Below are 19976 nucleotides of genomic sequence, written 5' to 3' on the forward strand. Positions count from 1 at the left end.
CTCGCAGCAATAACTCTTTTTTGAAGGATATAGCAAAGTGGGATTTTTTATATGCACAATTCTATACCGAACTAGATTTCGGTATAGTATTTTTTGCAAATCATTGTGTTTTTTTACCAAACACGTATAAAAATCAATAGTATGAAAGTAAACTACTAGATAAAAGTTTACTTTCGGTTTTATAAGAAAAACAAAGAGAACTTGTAGTAATTACTACAAGTTCTCTTTGAGATGATGAAACTACATTTGAATGCCTTCCGTTATAGTGGTTTACTAGAATTTTATCATTATGAATAACTATTAATGCGGAAGCTGTACTATAATTAAGTTCTTTTATTTTATCTACATACGAAATTAAGTGTTTATACTCATCTGTCACCTCTCTTATGCCTCCATATCTCCATATCTCCATATATATTATGTGTTTACAATACAAAATCCCACTTGTATAAGGAGGCACTGCGCTGTAAAAGGAATTACATTTAGCAAATGATGCCAACATGGGTTCCTACTGTCCCATGTCACCTAATACTATAGTTGATTCAACGCAATAAATAACATCCTTCTTTTAATATAGGATTTATCTTTATTTTTGCTTTTCTATAACTACCAAAAGTGTTTTAACTATTCTCTCAGGAATTACACCATCATTTATGACTTCAGATTCTTCAAAGGCTCGCAAAAGATGTACGTTTAGACACAATTTGGACACAAAACAACCGATTCCCTATACGTTAAGGAATCGGTTATTTTTTTACTGTTTAATGATTGTGATTTAGTCTCTTTCTAATCCCAAAATAATACCTATACCGTCAATGGAAAATTTAAGGTCCTTACGTTTGAACTCATTCATCTCGTATTTCATCCCACTTTTAAGCGACTTCTTCCATTGAATAGAAGCGGTAAAAGGATAAAAAGACTAATCAATGTGATTATCATGAAAAAGACTACTGCAACAAGATTTATTATTAGTGGAAGTAAGTAAACTATAATTGATATACACGAACCGTATAGAAAAATTCCTATTCCTAAAATATAACGTCTCGCACTAGCTTTATTCATTGCATAACGTTTGCTTGTCTCTTTTATTAATAATCTATAAATAGTTAACAACACAGCTGGAACAGTGACAAGGAAAAAGGTAATCAAAAATAATCTTGATCCAAATAAATAATATACTATTGAGGATGTGAATATCCCAAATAGAAATAATAATATTCCACCAATCATTCCTTTTGTTGAAATATTTTGCGCTTCTTTAGAATCAATAGATTGGTTCATTTTATCTCGCCCATACAATTGCATTTCTTCCACTAGGTCACTCAAATCTCCTATTGAAATGACTCCCTTTTTAAAGGCATCTTCTTCCGTATAACCCTCTTTAATCATATCTGAAATTCGTTCTTTTAAATTTATAAACAACTCTACTTTCATATCAAATAGTTGTTGTGTTTCTTTTACATTCATAAATTGCTTATCGATGTATTCTTCTATTCTTTTATCTAATTTTTTATTTCTCATTAACACTTGTAATCACTCCTTTAATTAGACGATCTATAATCTCTTTCGCAATATTCCACTCTTTTTTACCATTTTCGTAAAAACTTACACCAGATTCTGTAATGTGGTAATATTTTCGTCTTCCTCCTTGAGTTTCATCTCCCCAATAAGAAAAGATATAGCCTTCTTTCTCTAATCGACGAAAAGCTGTATATAAAGTAGCTTCTTTTAGTTCATATTGCTTGTCACTTAATTCAATAATTTTTTTGTATAATTCATATCCATAACTATCACCTTGACGAAGAACATTTAAGATAATCATATCCGTATGTCCACGGATTAAGTCTGTAGATATAATACTCATTTCATACCACCTCTTGAATTACACAATACAGCAAATTACTTTGTCTGTCAAAGTAATTTGCTGTGAATAGTAGTAAGCTTTAATGAATGATTAACGCCGACATTTCGATAGAATATATATAATTATCTATGTTTCATGTCCATCAAGTTAAGTTTTGACATTATGGTCTTTTATATGTGTCCAGAAAATTGTACCTTTTGAAGTGTTAAAATACTCCTGAAGAAATAAATAATTCTAATCATAAAGGGTAGTTAATATTAATTTGTTTTTGGAAGAGGTTTTGATAATTATAAATTCAACTTTTCTATTTTTGGGACGTTTCATTTACAGAAGATAGATAATAACATAATTTTCTCAATAAGTAATATTCTTATTTCAACAAAAAATTCTTACAATTGATGTTATACCTGTATTAAGGGGAGCGTTTTAGTTAATTAGGGAGAAAAATTGTAAAAATGATATGGGAGGAACAAAAAATGTCATTGAAAAAGAAATTAGGTGTTGGAGTGGTTTCAGCCGCTCTTGGTTTATCTTTAATTGGTGGGGGAACATATGCATATTTTAGCGATCAAGTTGTAACAAATAATACGTTTGCTGCAGGTACAATGGATTTAGCTATGCAGCCAACTACTTCACTTAACTTAGAAAATTTAAAACCTGGGGACAAAATATTAAAGAAATTCAATCTAAAAAATAGTGGTACATTAGATATTAAAGATATCCTGATGAAAATAGACTATACTGTAAACAACTTAAAACAAAATAATACTACAGAAGATTTCGGTAAACATATTAAAGTACAATTTCTTTGGGATTGGGATCCTGCAAAAAGCCCTGCATACGAGACAACCCTTGCAGAACTAAAATCACAAAGTTCAGAGATTGCCTCTCAAAAAGTATTTCATTCTAAATGGACTGAAACAGGAGGATTAAAACCTGGGAAAATGGATTGGTTTTGGATAAAGTTTATATTTGAGGACAACGGAACAGATCAAAACGTATTCCAAGGGGATAGTATTGCGCTAAAAATGGAGTTCCAAGCCAATCAAACAGAGGGAAAAGAAAGATAATCTTATAAAAATATTGTTGTGAAAATGTAAAACTGAGCTTGTAATTCTCTATAATTTGTAAAATTGACCATCAAATATCCATATAAAAAACCAGTGATATCAGTACATGTGTATAATATCGCTGGTTTTTTTGAGTTTAACATTTTGTATGCTTTGTAAAACTATTTTTCTTTCGGAAGCACAATTCTTTTATACAATTGAACTGTAATGACGTAATAAATCGAGTAAATCACTACGAAAATAACAATTGGTAACCAAATACGAAAATATGGATCAATCAAAATGGCTCCGAACATGTTCATACCAACTAATACATGAACAATGCCAACAATTGCTGGGACTAAGAACACGAAGAATAACTCCTTATAAATCGATTGTGTTAATAACTCTCGGCGAACACCGATTTTACGAAGCATTTGATAACGCGTACAATCTTTGGATGCACCAGACAAAACTTTAAACATAAGGCAACTTGCCATCATTGCTAAGTACGCAATTCCGACGAAGAAGCCCATAAACATCAATCCACTGAACATGCCATGATAAGAATCATACATTCGATATTTACTCTTTAGTTCTTCAGGTTTCATACTTGTATATTTAGCTAACTGTAATTCGTCAAGTTGTTTCCATTCCTTTAAGTATGATTTAAAATTATCTGTTTTCCCTATAAACACAGTACTTTCTCGACCCGCTATACTATGGTACATGTTTTTGTCTACAATTTTTATTTCATGATCAGGATACATATAATATGGCTGGATTATTTCGAAAGCTTCACTCCATTGTTGCGGTGACTTCTTCACGTTTGCACCAATTGGCAACTCTTCTGAAACTCTCTTTGTTTTTCCAAACTCTGCTCTCTCATTCCTATTTTTCAATACTAAAGGACGATTTTTCTCTAAATCCTCTTTTAAATAGTAAATAGACTGACCATCTATTTTGTAATGATATTCAAGCTTCTCTGTAAATAAGATAGTATTCAAAATTTTCTTTTCTTCAGTTGTTGGATTATGAACGACTGAATCGTAAATTTCACTAACATTAACCATTTTTATTACGTTGTTTTTAAATGCCATACCACCAGAAATCCCACCAGCTCCAAGGGCCACTAACATTGCTACCGTGGCAAGCACATTTGCTAGGCTATTCATACGAAAATTTAATTGTGCAAAAGTAAAAGCATTGAGGCCTTTCTCACTACGTTTTTTATTACTCTTTAACTTGGTAATCATAACTGGGAGAAGTGACCCAAATAAAAGGTAAGTACCAAAGGTTGATGTGGTCAATCCAAGGGCCATTAATCCAAGAGCAGCCATTCCCGCTTGTGGAATATAGGTCAGTGATGCATAACCAATACCTAACAAAATTAAACCAAGGAATGCAACTACAACTGTCATTTTTCCTTTTACCGCGACACGTTCTGTTTGTGCATCTGCATGTACAAGTTGTAATACGGAAAAACGTACTAATTTAATACTACTCATAATTGCTGATAGTACAAATAGTGCAAAGAAGAAGATGCACGTAACAGTTATAGATGGAATATAAAATGCTTGGTAACCCTCACCAGGAAATTCCAATTGCTTCATTAGTAACTGCCCGATACCTTCTGCAAGTCCTACACCAACTGTAATTCCAATCGCAAGAGACGCTGCGCCTAATACGATTGTTTCAATAAACATAAGTAGTGTAACTTTATGCTTTTTTGCTCCTAACATCATATACATACCAAACTCTTTTTGGCGAAGAGATACTAAGAAAGAGTTTGCATATAAAATGTAGAAAAATGTTATAATCGCTAACAGAAAGGAACCAATATGGAATATAGATACAATATCCCGAATAGAAGAGCTAGATTCAAGAAACGTTTTATTTAATGATAGCGTTTGAAACATATAAAAAGTAGAAATAGATACGATAAGACCAACAAGTAAGACAATATAATCTTGTAACTTACTTTTTAGTCCTGACATGGAAAGTTTAAATAACATACATGAGCCTTCTTTCTTACGCTTTTTGTGTGCCTAAGTCTGCAAGCACGTCTAAAATTTCTTTATAGAACTCTTCACGTGAACTACCACGGTGAATTTCTTTATATAGCTCACCATCTTGAATGAATAAAATACGCTGACAGTAACTTGCACTGTACGGATCATGCGTAACCATCATGATAGATACACCTTGTTCTTTATTTAAGTTTGTCATCGCAGCCAGTAAACTTGTTGCATTTTTAGAATCAAGCGCTCCTGTTGGCTCGTCCCCTAAAATAATTGCTGGCTCATGCACTAACGCACGTGCTGCGGCTGAACGCTGTTTCTGTCCACCAGATACTTCAGATGGATACTTTTGAAGTATTGCTGAAATTCCTAACATATCAGCTACCTTTTCTACTTTCGGCCCAATATTACGTGATGAAACACCTTGAAGTGAAAGTGGAAGTGCTATATTTTCATATATAGATAAATTCTCTAACAAGTTAAAGTCTTGGAAGATGAATCCTAATTTTTGTGAACGGAAATCAGAAAGCTCACCTTGCTTCATTTTTGTAATATCCGTACCCGCAATTTCAACAACACCGCCTGTTGCTTTATCAAGTGTTGAAATTACATTTAATAACGTCGTTTTACCAGAACCAGATGGTCCCATAATCCCAACAAACTCACCCTCTTGAATTGAGAATGATACACCTTTTAACGCGTGTGATTGATTCTCACCTTTTTTACCGTACACTTTTTGGACGTTTTTCACGTCTACAACTGGTTTCGTCATATATATCCTCCTACGTTTGTTTTTTTTCTTTAAAATAAGTTGCTATTCTTATTTGCTACTAACAAAATAGTCATGTTGTATCTACCTTTTTCATGCGGTTGTCACGATGTATCCACTTGAAAGCTGTAAAGAAAATTTTCTCTTTAATTTCTCCTCTCTCCTCATCGCTTTGAATACATACATGATAAACTATGAAAATTAGGAAACACCCTGTAAAATCCTTAAGAATTCTTAAGTTTTACAAAAAAAGCTTATGGAACCTGTAATTCCATAAGCCAATCTATTTGATTGGATGTTCAACAATAAAGGACATCCAGCCATCTTTATATTTTGCATATATATTACCATTATGAAGTTCAACAATTCTTTTTGAGATAGCAAGCCCCAAACCATTTCCCTGGTCATCTTTTCTTGCCTTGTCCCCCCTGAAAAACCTTTCAAACAATTTATTTGGATCGCTAACAGGCGGCTTCTCGACTTTATTTGATACTTTCAAAATCGCTTTGTTATCTATTAATTCAAGACATACGGATAATTCGGAAGGTTTTATGCTGTACTTTATCGCATTCATAAACAGATTTTCATAAACACGTACCATTTTTTCTATATCTATGAAGATAGGTATTATTTCTTCCGTGATTGATTTTTGAACGATTAAACTTTCCTTTTCAAATATAGGAATGTATTCTCCAACTATTTGCTCCAACAAACCTGATAGATCAACTTCATTAAAGTTTAACTTAGCATCTATACCTGATAAACGAGTATATTCAAACAGTTCATCAATTAAATATTTCAGTCTCTGTGATTTTAAATACGTGGTTTCAAGGTATTCCTGTAATTGTGTGTTACTGTTGTATTGCCCTCTTTTTAATAAATCTATATAACCAATAATAGATGTCAGCGGTGTGCGTAAGTCATGAGATATGTTAGTTATGAGTTCATTTTTTGTACGTTCTAATCGTCTTTCCTGTTCAAATGTATTTTCCAATTCCTTGGACATATAGTTGATATTTTGGACAAGTTGGGTCAATTCGTCCTTCCCCTTAATCCCAATGGTCAAACCCAGTTTTCCATTGGCAATTTCATTCACATTATCAGAAATGAGCTTCAAATATGCTATTTTCTTTCGAACCAATATCAAAAAAATTACTATAAAGTTAAAAGTTGCGAACGAGAATAAAAATAACAATGATAAATTGAATTCAAACATACCAAAATCTTCGTGTTTTTTAAATAATGGATCTATGACGAATAGCACCATAAGGATTGTTAAACCAAACGCAACAAAAAAACTAACTGCAACAGCAACAAGAAGTTTTATGATTATTTTATTTCTAAAGCTAACCCTCTTCATATTTTATACCCAATTCCCCAAACCGTTTTAATATAAATGGGATGTTTAGAATCTTCTTCAATTTTGTCTCTTATTTTTGTAATATGCACCATGACTGTATTATCTGATTTATAAAAAACCTCTTTCCAAACTACTTCATATATTTTTGCTACACTTAGGACAGTCCCTTTGTTGCGGGCAAGTAGTTCGAGAATAGCGAACTCTTTTGGAGTTAACCTTGTTTCTTTTCCCCTTATCCATACTTGACAAGCATCTGTATTCACGGTTAAGTCACCAATTTCTAGAATGCTTCTATTATGTTCTATGGACGTATTGTATTTTTTAAACCTTCTTAATTGGGATTTTACCCTAGCGATTAATTCTAGTGGGTTAAACGGTTTTGATAAATAATCGTCTGCACCAGAGGCTAGACCTTGAATTTTGTCTATATCCTCAGATTTTGCAGATAGCATGATGATAGGTATATTGCGGTCTTCCCTAATCTTCATACACGCTTCAATACCATCCATATTCGGCATCATAATATCTAAAATAATCAAATCAAATTCCTTTTCTTCTAACAGTTGTAAAGCTTCTATAGCATCTTCTGCCTTTTGAGCTTTCAGACCTTCATTTTCCAAATAAACAGAGATAAGATTTCTAATGTCTTTATCATCATCAACAATAAGAATTTTTGACTCCATTTTATTCCTCCACATTTTTTTCGTATTGAAAAACTACAAACATAAGCAGTTTAAACATTTCTATCTTCTCTTTTTTATAAACTTGCAAACGGAAGACAAGAAATAACATAATGTATATACGTAATATCGTTCTCCCTAATATATTGTTCAATATTTACTACTGATCCATATACAATTAATAAGTTCCCTTTTTCTTCAAATTTTACTTTTAGTAAAAAATAAAATTCCTTATTATTTTCCACTAATAAAATAATTGTCTTGAGATTTCTTCTTTTAATTAATTTTTCTGTGAAGCACCTGTACTCAGTCCATATTTGACAATGTAATTTACTTTCTTCAAATCAATTCCTTGAATTATTTTGTCTTCAAAAAACCTTGAACTTGGAATGGCTACACCAATTGATTTTTAGTGCATTATATACAGAAATAAGAAAGCGATTTGTTTTCATACCTAATCATCCCACAGGTTTGAACTCATAATCATACTCTAGAGTCCAAACCTTAAAAAAAAGGGGCAAAAGTTCTTAAGAATTCTTAAGCTTTCTACAGCATTTTGTCATACGTATATATGAAGACTCTTAAAATGTTAGCTGTCTCCCCAATAACACTTACTATTCGTCAATCCGAAGAACAAAAAGAACTTGTAAGAATCCCTACAAGTCCTTTTACAAATAATGTATAAAAGATGAATTAAGCTATCTCATTACTCGTAACGGGGGAACCATCTATATTCATTAATACCAAAGAACACTTCGTTAGAGAATACAAACGAAATAGTTAAAACACAAAGCATGTGGTTTATTTTAATGAAAGCTATAACCCTTTCTTTCATTGCTCCTATCTGTGAAGAAATTTTGTTCAGAGGTTTTATTCTTAGTCGCTTTACTTATAAATTCGGGTTAAAAAAAGCAGTTATATTCTCTTCCATTTGTTTCGGTGTTTTACACTTAAGCAATGTATTTGGAACCACAATATTTGGGATCATTTCTTGTTTAATGTATTTGAAAACTAAAAGTTTATTCCCTTCTATAATAGCTCACATGGTTAATAATATAATTGTAGCTTCAAGAGATATCTTTTCTGCTTTACAGACTACAAGTACACCTTCAGCACAACCTGAATTAACTATCATTCTTTTAATGTCTATTGTGCTAATGACAATTACTGTTAACGTGAAGCATGACGGAGATTTTGAAACCCTGCAGATTTGGCAAAACGTCTCGTTACATGCCTCTAACCTTGTTCAATTAGATTGTTTAAATGCTTGATTGTACAATGAATTGTAGTTTGATAAGATCTCAACCCTAACATCAAACGAACTCTCATTTTAATAAAACGATGAAAATCTTCCTTCCTGTTTTTCTCTCTATTTTTTGGTTGCTTACATTAGAAATGCTCAACTGTATAATGACTCCTGTTAAACTTACAAATAGACTTGCCAATAACCTTTCATACTGATTATCCCTTTCTTTATGCTGTAATACTTAATAGACAACCTAAATAAGAAAGTTGTTCCACATTTACAAAAAAAATAATTAAATATAAGATGAAATAGGCTACATAAGGGAGGGTTATATGTTACATACAAAAAGATGGAGATTTTTTGCGGTTCTTTCTATTGTAGGTTTGATTTTACTAATTTTATTAAAAATCAACTTCATTTCAATTACTATCGCAACTTCTTCAGCTGAAAGAGGAAAGATTTTTGATCAAAATGGTGTAATACTAGCTACAAATAAGAAAGTTAAGTCTCTATATTGCACCTCTAATGATGAAAAGCTATCGACACAAGATACATCAAACACATTAGCTTTTTTCAATCAATTTTCAAGCGAGTTTCAACATGATATTTCTACAGAGAACATAAAATCTCAATTACAACAATCTTGTAAAAAGCAGACTATGAATGATATACCGTTATACTCTGATATAACTGAGAATGAACTTGCATTCATAAACAAAAACAAACCCCATAATGTAATAATTAAAGATGAATGGGTTCGATATTATCCTAAACACGAAATTGGTTCACAAGTAATTGGGTATGTAGAAAATGACCTTAATTCAAAGCATATGGCTGTTGGAAAAAGCGGCATTGAGCTGCAATGTGAAAATGATTTAAAAGGAAAACCAGGTAAAACTCTTATTTTTAAATTGAATAATAAAAAGTTCTTATGGAACATTAAAAAAGTACAAAAAGGTAAAGATGTACGGCTAACTTTAGACTCTGAGTTGCAGCAAAAGGCAGAAGAAGCATTAAGATCGCAAATTAAGAAAACACCTGACGCTAAAGCTGGTTATGCTGTAGTAAGCGATGCAAAAACTGGCGCAATTTTAACTATGGCCAACACGGCAGTTTTTGATCCAAATATATTAAATACACGTGTATCTTCTAGAAAAGAAAACATTAACTCTCTTTCGCAAAATAAAGCAATTCAAAAATTAAAGTATGGTGAATCTTATGTAAATATGGCTTCTACTATAAAACCACTCACTATTTTAATTGGATTAAACGAAAAGCTTTTCCAACCCGAAGATACTTATTTAGATAAAGGGACTTTTCAGTATGATAATCAAAATAACATTACGAATGCACCTGGAACGCCAACAGGTGAGATTACACCGAGGCAGGCTATCATTAATTCATCTAACACATTTATGACAGCAAAAGTAGCTCTGCCCCTATTCAACCAAAATAATGGGAATATAGAAAAAGTGGCACATATATGGACAGATTATTTAATGCAATTCGGCCTACGTTCTAAAACCGGGATTGATTTACCCTTTGAAGAAGACGGACAATATGAATTCCATCCATCTAATAAGTTTGAAAATGGAATCTCCGCTTTATTAAACGCCTCTTGGGGAGGAAATGAAGTTCATACCCCTCTTCAACTCGCTCAATATGCAGCAACTTTGGCAAATAAAGGTGATAAATATAAACCTCAAACTGTAAGTGCAATTATTAGTCCGGACGGTAAGGAAACAAAAAAGTTTAAACCAATTTTAGAAAGTTCAAATCGTTACCCGATGAACTTTTGGAGTGTCGTACAAGGTGGAATGAGTCAAAATATAGAGGAAATTAAAAAGTTGCCCTTTGACGTCGCAGGTAAAACAGGTATTACAGGTTTTCCGAATGAGCAAGAAAGAATGATAAATCATTCTCTTTTCATTGCATATGCTCCTGCCAAAGATCCACAAATCGCCATTTCTGTTGTTATTCCTGGTGGTAATTCAGAAAAGAATAGTGCCGCTCTTGTTACAGCAGAAATTTTAGATTCCTGGGATACTCTTCAAAAAGAGAATAAAAATAAAGAGGAAGGTTCATTAAAGTGAACCTTCCTCTTTTACCATATAGATTCTATATTCGTTATTTTCCATATACCTTCATGATTCTTTTCGAACATGAAAGAATATTTAATATCAGTTAAAACATACTTTTTTTGTACATATCCAGTAGTATCACCGTTAATAGTCGATATTTTTATATATCCATTATTTTGCAATTTTTCTGGGATCCAAGCTTTTACCATATCATTAGATACTTCATATAAAACTTGTGATTCTCGGTTTGGTTCAGCTAAAATTTTCGTTTTGTTTCCAGTAACAGTTGCATATATAAAGTGTGCTTGATTTGATTGATTGCTTTCTGTCGATCCACTTGGCACTTTGTAAACTTTCTTCGTATCATTCACAAATTCTCCCCCCATTGTAAGAGCGACTTGCAACTCATGAAAAATATCATCATCAAACTTCAGTTCATCCTTCTTATAACTCTTCCCTTTAAATAGAACTTCATCATTTAACGCTCTATACAGGTCATTTTCATTTTTTGAATTTGTAATTCGAGATAAGTCATACATAAATTGTTTTAGTGAGGGATCTTGATCAGATTCATCTTTTGTTTTCGACTTAATTTGAGTACTACTTTGTACCGGTGATTTATTATCATCAAACCAAGGTTGTTGAACAATAAAAAATAACATTGTACAAACCAAAACAACTACAATAGGCAATACTTTTTTACGAAATGGTCTCTTAAATGTTTCAGAATCTACTTCACTATTTTGGGCTATCGATTGCTTTATTTTATAAATAAATTCTTCTTCATCTTTACGATTCTCCATTGGACCGTTTTTTAATTTGCTATACCAATCAGGATTTTTTTTACTGTTCATCACTTCTATCCTCCCCTATTAGTTTTGAAACCTTACTTCTCGCTCGGCTTAATCTAGATTTGACTGTTCCAATTGATACGTCTAATGTTTCAGCCATTTCTTCATAAGATAATTCATATTTCGCGTCCAATATAATTATTTCACGATGTTTTTTAGGTAATTTTAATACAACATCCCACACTTCATTCATTTCCTCTTGATTAAAAAATTCTCTTTCTGCCGATGGAGATTGCTTATCGTCACTAAAAAATCCCACTAAAGATATCCTTTTAAAATAAGAGGATTTCAAATAGTTTATTGCCGTATTTCTTGTAATTTTTAATATCCACGTTTTAATAGATGACTCCTTTCGAAACGAACGCCAATGTTTAAAAACCTTTATAAAGACATCTTGTGTGATGTCATCTGATAAGTGTGGATCTTTCGTAATAATAAATGAATAATTCCATACATCTTGCCAATAGTCTTTTATAACATAGTCCAGCTCATCATGATTACATTTTTTAATAAACTTCTGTTCCATTTCCACACCTCAAATTTATTTGAATAAACATAAAACTGCCCTCACTTTTAATATGGTTTCAATATATAGACATGATACAAGTCTCATTTGTTCCATAGTTTATTTTTTTATATTACCATTGTAATTAACGCCAATGGACAGTATAAAGTACACACTATGAATAGATATAAAGACTAATTTAATTAAAGACAAGAATATCATTGAAATAAGCTGACGCGTTATGATTTTCATTCGCTCTCTTCCCCACTCACTTTTTCGAGATAAATGATTTATGATTGCATAGAAAGATAAGAAAAAAGACGCTACCATTTCTCATACCATAATTATACGTTGGGTTCATCAGTATGGCCCTGAATTGGACAAACCAATTCGTCCATCAATTGTTGGAACTTGTAGCATAAGATATGATTCCGTTAGGAATATATATACTTTATTCTCTTTTACTTTATTTTTGCATCAGAAGATTTTCCATATATATTCGATAGATTTTACAAAACACAAAATTCTAATAAAGAATGGTCCATTGGAATTGGCTTAGCACTAGCAAAATCAATTATCGAAGCTCATCATGGATTTATTAAAGTAGAAAACCAAAACACTCATTCACAAAATTCACAATAACTTTTATGAAGTATTAATAGTTCATAAAAGTTATTGTAAAATCCTAACCTTTGAGGATAATTTTTAAAAATTAATCATCTGTTGAAAAAAAGAAATTCGATTAATTTATCATAAATAACTGTAGAGAGATAAATTTTTCGTTTTGGGGGTAATTAAAAATCTTAGCTTGATGGCGATGGGGGAATTTTATTTTATTAGCTTGATAGCGATGTGGCAATACGCCACATCCATCAACTTAAGGATTTAGACTATTTTTGAAGTTAAAAGCACGTTACTATTTTCTTATGTTAATGAGAAAGGGTGACGTGCTTTTTATGAATATGAATCAAAAACAGGAATTATCTTTATTTGCTGAAGAGTTATATCGATATATGTCTCCCGCTACACTTAATCAATTAGCCATAGAAGCAGGCGGGATGAAACGAAAACGTAAGTGCCACGGGCACCATTTCTTATCTTTGTGTGTATGGCTAAATCAACAAGTCGCTACTACCTCTCTTACTCAACTATGTAGTCGATTAGAAACTTCAACAGGAGTTTTATTAAGTCCGGAAGGACTTAATCGGCGATTTAACTCGGCTTCTGTAGCCTTCTTTCGAACTGTATTTACTACACTTCTACAAGCTAAAATTGGAGGCGTATCTAAGATTTCTCATTCTCTTTCTTCCTACTTTGAGTGCATTCGCATCCTTGATTCTACAACCTTTCAAGTTCCAGATCGATTCGCATCTACTTATCCTGGTGCCAGAGGATGTAGTCATAAAGCTGGTGTGAAAATTCAACTAGAGTATGACTTGTTAAGTGGAGAATTTTCTGATGTGAAAATTGAACCAGGAAAACGAAGTGATCAGGCGTATGGTGCGACTCGAACAGGCATGATACAAAAGAATGAGCTGTATATTCATGACTTAGGATATTTTCGTCTACAAGACTTTAAGTCTATTCAAGACAAGCAGGGGTATTATTTATCTCGTCTTAAGTTACCAACTAAAATATATAGAAAAGAGTTCGAAACAGTGGTATTTAAAACAAAATCCTCTCAATTAAAACCGGTATATATACAAATTCATTTGGAAGACATTATGAAACAACTACAACCTGGCCAAGTGTATGAATTACACGATGTATATGTAGGGAGTAAAGACAAACTGCCTACTCGTATTGTAGTTTATAGGTGTACCGAGGAGCAAAAACAAAAACGCCTACGTGACCGAGCTATTCGCGAAAAGAAAAAAGGAATTACATATACAGAGCGCACGAAGCTTTTACAAGGTATTACGGTATATATGACAAACATTCCTACGGAATGGGTACCAAAAGAGAAAATCTATGATTTATATTCATTACGTTGGCAAATTGAGCTGTTATTTAAAATATGGAAATCTTGGTTTCAAATTCATCGTTGTAAATCTATTAAACAAGAGCGATTAGAATGTCATCTTTATGGGCAACTCATTAGTATTCTATTATGTTCTTCTACTATGTTTAAAATACGAGAACTCCTATTACGTAAGAAACAGAAAGAGCTAAGTGAATATAAAGCGATGTACATAATTAAGGATTATTTTTTACTTTTTTACCAAGCATTACACAAAAACACCCAAGAATTATCAAAGGTTCTCCTTCGTCTGTTTAACCTCCTACAGCACAACGGACGAAAATCTCATCGATACGAGAAAAAGACAGTCTTTGATATTTTGGGTGTTGTCTATGAGTATACCACTTCCATTCATCAGGTAGCATAATTATAGTGAAAAAATTGTAACCCGTCAGGGTTTATTTGATATGCCTACTTTTAGGATATCTATAAAAAATAATGAAAAACTAAATGGAAATATCTATCTTTTTATAAACATATACCTTAAGTTGATGGATGTGTGGTGCTACCCCTAGATGCACTCAAGGTAGACAAAGAAATGAAGGGAACTGTTATAGAAATTTGTATATTTCTTTGGTAACGTATCGCGCCTTTCTTACAAAAAGCTTAACTTTATCACATCAAAAAGGTTCTTTATGAAAGTATATAGAATTAACAAATATCGCAGTATTTTATACTTGAAGGGGGGATTATGTTGAAGTATTTAACAAAATCAAAAGACTCATCAACAGGTCTGAGAAAGTATTTAGAATCCTATCCGTTAACTTCATTTTTTGTAATGGCATATTTATTTTCATGGGTTGTATTAATTCCATTTATCTTATCCCAATGGGGTATTTTCCCTAAAACAAAAGCGTTTGATATTTTCTTTGTTGCCAATGCGTTTGTAGGCCCTATGTTAGCAGCATATATCATGTTTCGAACTCTTGAAGGCAAAGAGTCATGGAAAAAAGTTAGAAAAAGCATCATATCTACTAAAGTCAGTTTGAAGTGGTACTTTTTTACTCTCATCTTTATCCCGGCAGTAATGTTTCTAGGTATGGTGATATTAAATGGAGGGATACCTACTTTTCATAGCTTTACTTCTAAATTTTTTGTAACCTATCTCATCTCTTTTGTAGTTACTTTCTTTCTCGGTGGACCCTTACCTGAGGAAATCGGATGGCGCGGTTTCGCTCTGCCTCGATTACAATCGAAGTTTGGACCGTTTAAAGCTACATTACTACTTAGCGTTTTGTGGGCTTTTTGGCATCTTCCACATTTCTTAACCGTTGCACAAAGGGGTGGACCAGGTTCTGACCTTTCTCTCCTATATATTCATTTGCCAATTTTTATTTTGATGTGTTTACCGATTTCAATCATTCTCACTTGGGTCTACAACTGCCATCGCGGTAACTTATTTATTGTCATGCTAGTTCATACGAGTGTAAATACGTTTAGCTTGGTACAAGCTCATTCCACCAGCTCTGTTTTAAAAGATTCGGATTTATTTGTAGGGATAGGATTGGGCTTTGTTGCTTTGCTTATTCTTATTTTCACACGAGGCAACCTTGGATATAGACAAATTACTAGTGAAATAGGATTTAGTAACAATGAAAATATAAGTAAATAGAAACGAAAATAATAAAATAGGTTGATGACAATGGAATCTCCCCACATGTCCATCAACCTAAAATTTTATAGTACCCCAGAACGACATTTTATACTAACTTGTAACAAAATGCTCATTTTTTCGTTTTGGGTTAATTCTGAACTCTTAAGTTGATGGGCACGTATGGTGATCCCTGATAGCCTTTTTATCCAGATGTATTCGTTTCATGAGCAAAATTACTTTACAAAAATCCTCTACAGTTAAAGTTTAGTCCCCGATATACATCAACGCTCATAATCATAAAAAGGCTGCAGTTGTTATACTGCAGCCTTTCAAATGTTTGATCAGTTTTTTAATCTATCCTTTAATTAACCTAGATATGCTTTTTGCAATGCCTCTAGACCATCTTTATAAATTCCATAGAACAGATTAATTGCCTCTTCATCACTTACTTCTACAGGAGTGAAATTACCAGACCATTCAACTAATGATGTGTTAGCATCTTTACCTTCTTTAACACGGATTGTAGATAAATAGTTCGTCACAGGGAATGGCGCTTGCATAATTGAATATGTGTAGTAGCGCTCTTTCTCATTAAATGCTTCTAAACGTTCTACAATCGCATCGCCATCAGGGTTTGCTAAATGACGTACACGTCCGCCTTCCGTTACTTTACTGCTAGGAATATACGGTAACCAATCTGGAAGTGCATCAAAACCTCCAATTAATTGCCATACTTGTTCAGGTGAAGCTGGAATTTCAATAGATGTAATAGTATTTGCCATTTTCATTACTCTCCTTTTTATTTAACGTTAATTGGTAGTGGTGCATTAGCTGCAACTAATTTTTGTTCACGCATTTCTTCCCAGAATGCTACCGGAATTACTGTTTTCAATGCAGCTTGGTCTTCTGCAATTCGTTCCGGTTTACTTGCACCAGGAATAACAGCAGCAACTGCTGGATTAGCCAATGCAAATTGTAAAGCAGCAGCTTTAATGCTGATTCCATGACGATCTGCAAGGTTTTTCATTTTATTAACTTTTGCAATGATTTCTGGTGACGCTTTTTGGTATTCAAAGTGAGCTCCTCCAGCAAGAACACCTGAGCTATATGGTCCACCAACAACAATGTCCATATTGTTTTTTACAGCCGCAGGCATTACGCGTTCTAACGCACGCTCGTGGTCTAATAATGAATAGCGACCAGCTAGTAAAGAAACATTTGGTTTTGATTCTTCTAAGTCCAGCATAAGTTCAATTGATTCTACTTTATTTACTCCAAGGCCCCACCCTTTAATTACACCTTCATCACGCAATTGAGTAAGTGCACGGAATGCTCCTGTTCGAGCAATTTCAAATTGTGAAATCCACTCATCTCCATAAAAATCTTGTGCTACATCATGAATATAAACAAAATCTAAACGATCTGTTTTTAAACGTTTTAAACTATCTTCAATAGAACGAAGAGTTGCATCCGCACTGTAGTCGTTGATAATTTTATTTTTACGACCAAATTCGAAAAGTCCGCCTTTTTCACCTAAATCACGTGTAGATGGATCTTCCAATACATCTGAAATAATTCGACCTACTTTTGTACTTAAGAAGTACTCATCACGATTTCTTTTCGATAATGCTTCACCAAGACGAATCTCTGCTAAACCAGATCCATAAAGTGGAGCCGTATCAAAGTAACGAACACCATTATCCCAAGCAGCATCTACTGTTGCCATTGCTTCTTCTTCCGGAATGCTACGATACATATTACCTAGTGGTGCCGTACCAAAACCAAGTGTACCTTTTAATAAATCTTTCATTTAAAATCTCCTCCTAAAATATATTAAAAAATGATTAATGAATATAAATTAATGTGAAAAGGCATGACCGATCAAATGCACTATAAAAGTTTTGAACAGTCACAGAAGCATGCACTTCAAAGTACGATAGTTATAAAAAATAGAATAGATACTTTTTAATACTGTATTTCTCAATTGCTCCTTACACATGCTATTGTGATGTGTATTTAATATAATGAAAAGTACGCACTTTAAAGTATTATAGACATTAAAAAGTACCATAGTTACTTTTTAGTATCGTACTACTCGTTTGCCTCTTACATATGTTATTATGGAACATGTTTAAAACAATAAAAAGTACGTACTTTAAAGTGATATAGATACTAATAAGTAACAATTGTATATTTCAAATAGTTTAGCTCAAAAATAAAATTATGTAAGGAGATTTTATATGAAAAAATACAATATTCCTGTGGAGGCAACTTTAGAAGTTATCGGTGGGAAATGGAAAGTTGTTATACTTTGTCATTTAAAAAAGAAAAAAAAAGAACGAGTGAATTAAAACGTTTAATGCCTGGTATTACACAAAAAATGCTTACGCAACAGGTACGTGAGCTAGAAGAAGATGGTGTAATTCAAAGAAAAGTATATGACCAAGTACCTCCTAAAGTAGAATATTCTTTAACTGAGTATGGCTGTTCTCTAAATACTATACTAGATTCTTTATGTACTTGGGGAGAATGTCATCTTGAAAAGCATGGGAACACGTCTATGCTCAATGCAAAAGGAGAATTGTAAAAAAGAAAAAACGAGCTAAATTCACATAAATAACTGTAGAGAAATAACAATTTTATTTTGAGAGTACTTTAAAATCTTAGCTTGATAGTGATGTGGCGGTACCCCATCGCTATCAAGCTAAGGAATTCATTGTACCCCAAAACGAAAAAAGATGAATTAAATTCTCATAAATAACCGTAGGGATATAAAATTTTCATTTTGGAGATATTTCAAAATCTTAGTGTGATGGATACCATTCGTTATCAAGAGTTTATTTTTGAAATGTATACAAACAAATAATATAAAAAAAGCTAATCGTCTATTTATATTTTTTAGATAGACGATTAGCTTTTTGATTTTTAAAGATACTATATTTAGTCGATTTTTAATTGTTTCAATAAATCCTTAATTTCCTTTAAGTCACCTTCTATACGGTGAAGATGACTTTGCATATCATCAATCTCTTGCTCTGCTTTATAATTAATCGCAAAATCAATGACAGATTCATGCTTGTCACGCGCCGCTTGACGGTTCTGACTCATCATAATAACAGGAGCCTGAAACGCTGCTATAAAAGATAAACATAAGTTCAATAAAATGAATGGCGGAGCATCAAAATGTGCTCCTTTTGTGATAGACAGGCTATTCCAAATAATCCAGGCACCAAGAAACACTGCAAACCAGGTGATGAATCGCCAGCTACCTCCAAATTGAGCAATTTTATCAGCTAGTCGATCTGCCCACTTTGTTTGTTGAATATATGCACTATCAAGTTGACTAAGAATTTCTGACTCGTAACGATCTACAAGTCGGTCAATACGTGTTAAACTTTCTTGGTTTAAGTCAATATCAAAGCCTTGGATTTTCGTAGCTTCTTTTTTTGATCCTTTAATTTGATTCCAAATTTTTTGTACCATTGTACAAACCTCCTCACTTATAGAGAAAGTCATCTTTCCAAAATTCACATGAAGCGGTAACTATTTCAATAGGGTAATCCGCTTCGAATATTCAGTTGTATGACTGCCTCTGATGTTGATTCTATATCCGACTCTCCTATGCTCAGATTACTCATAAAACAGTTTAATTTTTTTCAATTCTTTTTAATCTAACCCACTCATTTTTCATTAATTTAAAATACAGCGTTTCAAATCCCCTAAAATACTTACTGTAAACGCCTAACGTTTCAATATATGTATTTATAACTTCACTTAAATCAAAATGAACACCATCTTTAGCCAAGTCATAGCTATCATCCAGACTATATAAACCAAAATATTCATCTTCTCTATGATACATGTGAAGAATAATACTTATAGAATGCCCTTGTTACTTGTTTTCCAGAAAAAAGCGAAGGAAGTGCTAAAATGGCA

At 32.7% G+C, this 19976-nt stretch carries 15 protein-coding genes and 5 pseudogenes; 7 read left to right on the plus strand and 13 right to left on the minus strand.

Going from position 1 to position 19976, the window contains the following annotated elements; translation table 11 throughout:
• Positions 1-861: 861 nt before the first annotated feature.
• On the minus strand, positions 862-1521 hold the full coding sequence (locus V7S45_RS28850) for a permease prefix domain 1-containing protein (RefSeq protein ID WP_342762159.1): 660 nt from the start codon (positions 1519-1521) through the stop codon (positions 862-864).
• Positions 1511-1864 (minus strand): PadR family transcriptional regulator, encoded by a 354-nt coding sequence (locus tag V7S45_RS28855; RefSeq protein WP_087965930.1) that lies wholly within the window; start codon positions 1862-1864, stop codon positions 1511-1513. Before V7S45_RS28855 ends, V7S45_RS28850 begins: the two co-directional genes overlap by 11 nt.
• Positions 1865-2340: 476 nt before the next feature.
• Between V7S45_RS28855 and V7S45_RS28860 the strand changes: the two genes are divergently transcribed.
• Positions 2341-2934, plus strand: coding sequence for a TasA family protein (locus V7S45_RS28860; RefSeq protein WP_342762142.1), 594 nt, complete (start codon positions 2341-2343; stop codon positions 2932-2934).
• A 161-nt stretch (positions 2935-3095) separates the two neighbouring features.
• Here the strand turns inward: V7S45_RS28860 and V7S45_RS28865 are convergent, their stop codons facing one another.
• The 4 genes from V7S45_RS28865 to V7S45_RS28880 all read right to left on the minus strand — a co-directional run bounded on the left by V7S45_RS28865 (position 3096) and on the right by V7S45_RS28880 (position 7746).
• Complete coding sequence (locus tag V7S45_RS28865; RefSeq protein ID WP_342762143.1) at positions 3096-4928, minus strand: ABC transporter permease; 1833 nt, start codon at positions 4926-4928, stop codon at positions 3096-3098.
• A gap of 16 nt (positions 4929-4944) precedes the next feature.
• A complete protein-coding gene (locus V7S45_RS28870) occupies positions 4945-5706 on the minus strand; it encodes an ABC transporter ATP-binding protein (RefSeq protein ID WP_342762144.1) in 762 nt (253 codons plus the stop codon).
• Positions 5707-5986: 280 nt separating this feature from the next.
• A complete protein-coding gene (locus V7S45_RS28875) occupies positions 5987-7063 on the minus strand; it encodes a HAMP domain-containing sensor histidine kinase (protein ID WP_342762145.1) in 1077 nt (358 codons plus the stop codon).
• Entirely contained in the window at positions 7060-7746 is a 687-nt protein-coding gene (locus tag V7S45_RS28880) for a response regulator transcription factor (RefSeq protein ID WP_342762146.1), read from the minus strand. Before V7S45_RS28880 ends, V7S45_RS28875 begins: the two co-directional genes overlap by 4 nt.
• Positions 7747-8552: 806 nt before the next feature.
• Here V7S45_RS28880 and V7S45_RS28885 point away from each other — a divergent pair.
• Positions 8553-8744 (plus strand): annotated as a pseudogene (locus V7S45_RS28885) (CPBP family intramembrane glutamic endopeptidase); the annotation flags it as partial.
• Between the two features lie 175 nt (positions 8745-8919).
• Here V7S45_RS28885 and V7S45_RS28890 read toward each other — a convergent pair.
• Positions 8920-9030, minus strand: a pseudogene (locus V7S45_RS28890) (IS6 family transposase); the annotation flags it as partial.
• A 291-nt stretch (positions 9031-9321) separates the two neighbouring features.
• Between V7S45_RS28890 and V7S45_RS28895 the strand changes: the two are divergent.
• Entirely contained in the window at positions 9322-11082 is a 1761-nt protein-coding gene (locus V7S45_RS28895; RefSeq protein WP_342762147.1) for a penicillin-binding protein 2, read from the plus strand.
• Between the two features lie 11 nt (positions 11083-11093).
• Here the strand turns inward: V7S45_RS28895 and V7S45_RS28900 are convergent, their stop codons facing one another.
• Both V7S45_RS28900 and V7S45_RS28905 read right to left on the minus strand, forming a co-directional pair.
• Positions 11094-11924: an SH3 domain-containing protein gene (locus V7S45_RS28900; protein WP_342762148.1), complete on the minus strand. Its 831-nt coding sequence runs from the start codon at positions 11922-11924 to the stop codon at positions 11094-11096.
• Positions 11914-12447, minus strand: coding sequence for a sigma-70 family RNA polymerase sigma factor (locus V7S45_RS28905; protein WP_139849782.1), 534 nt, complete (start codon positions 12445-12447; stop codon positions 11914-11916). The genes V7S45_RS28900 and V7S45_RS28905 overlap by 11 nt, the downstream gene beginning before the upstream one ends.
• A gap of 453 nt (positions 12448-12900) precedes the next feature.
• Between V7S45_RS28905 and V7S45_RS28910 the strand changes: the two are divergent.
• From V7S45_RS28910 to V7S45_RS28920, 3 genes and pseudogenes are all read left to right on the plus strand, one after another.
• Positions 12901-13085 (plus strand): annotated as a pseudogene (locus V7S45_RS28910) (ATP-binding protein); the annotation flags it as partial.
• 297 nt (positions 13086-13382) lie between these two features.
• On the plus strand, positions 13383-14813 hold the full coding sequence (locus V7S45_RS28915) for an IS4 family transposase (RefSeq protein WP_342762018.1): 1431 nt from the start codon (positions 13383-13385) through the stop codon (positions 14811-14813).
• Between the two features lie 324 nt (positions 14814-15137).
• On the plus strand, positions 15138-16058 hold the full coding sequence (locus tag V7S45_RS28920; RefSeq protein ID WP_342762149.1) for a type II CAAX endopeptidase family protein: 921 nt from the start codon (positions 15138-15140) through the stop codon (positions 16056-16058).
• A gap of 347 nt (positions 16059-16405) precedes the next feature.
• On the opposite strand, the gene V7S45_RS28925 is transcribed toward V7S45_RS28920, so the two are convergent.
• Positions 16406-16822, minus strand: a complete 417-nt coding sequence (locus V7S45_RS28925) for an SRPBCC family protein (RefSeq protein WP_342762150.1) — start codon at positions 16820-16822, stop codon at positions 16406-16408.
• Between the two features lie 17 nt (positions 16823-16839).
• Positions 16840-17850 (minus strand): aldo/keto reductase, encoded by a 1011-nt coding sequence (locus V7S45_RS28930; RefSeq protein ID WP_342762151.1) that lies wholly within the window; start codon positions 17848-17850, stop codon positions 16840-16842.
• A gap of 430 nt (positions 17851-18280) precedes the next feature.
• On the opposite strand from V7S45_RS28930, the pseudogene V7S45_RS28935 reads away from it, so the two are divergent.
• Positions 18281-18627, plus strand: a pseudogene (locus tag V7S45_RS28935) (helix-turn-helix domain-containing protein).
• Positions 18628-18980: 353 nt separating this feature from the next.
• Here the strand turns inward: V7S45_RS28935 and V7S45_RS28940 are convergent.
• Positions 18981-19523, minus strand: coding sequence for a DUF1003 domain-containing protein (locus V7S45_RS28940; RefSeq protein ID WP_342762152.1), 543 nt, complete (start codon positions 19521-19523; stop codon positions 18981-18983).
• Between the two features lie 163 nt (positions 19524-19686).
• A pseudogene (locus V7S45_RS28945) lies at positions 19687-19896 on the minus strand (hypothetical protein); the annotation flags it as partial.
• Between the last annotated feature and the right edge of the window lie 80 nt (positions 19897-19976).

The sequence above is a fragment of the Bacillus sp. BR3(2024) genome (genome assembly GCF_039134555.1).
GTDB lineage: Bacteria > Bacillota > Bacilli > Bacillales > Bacillaceae_G > Bacillus_A > Bacillus_A cereus.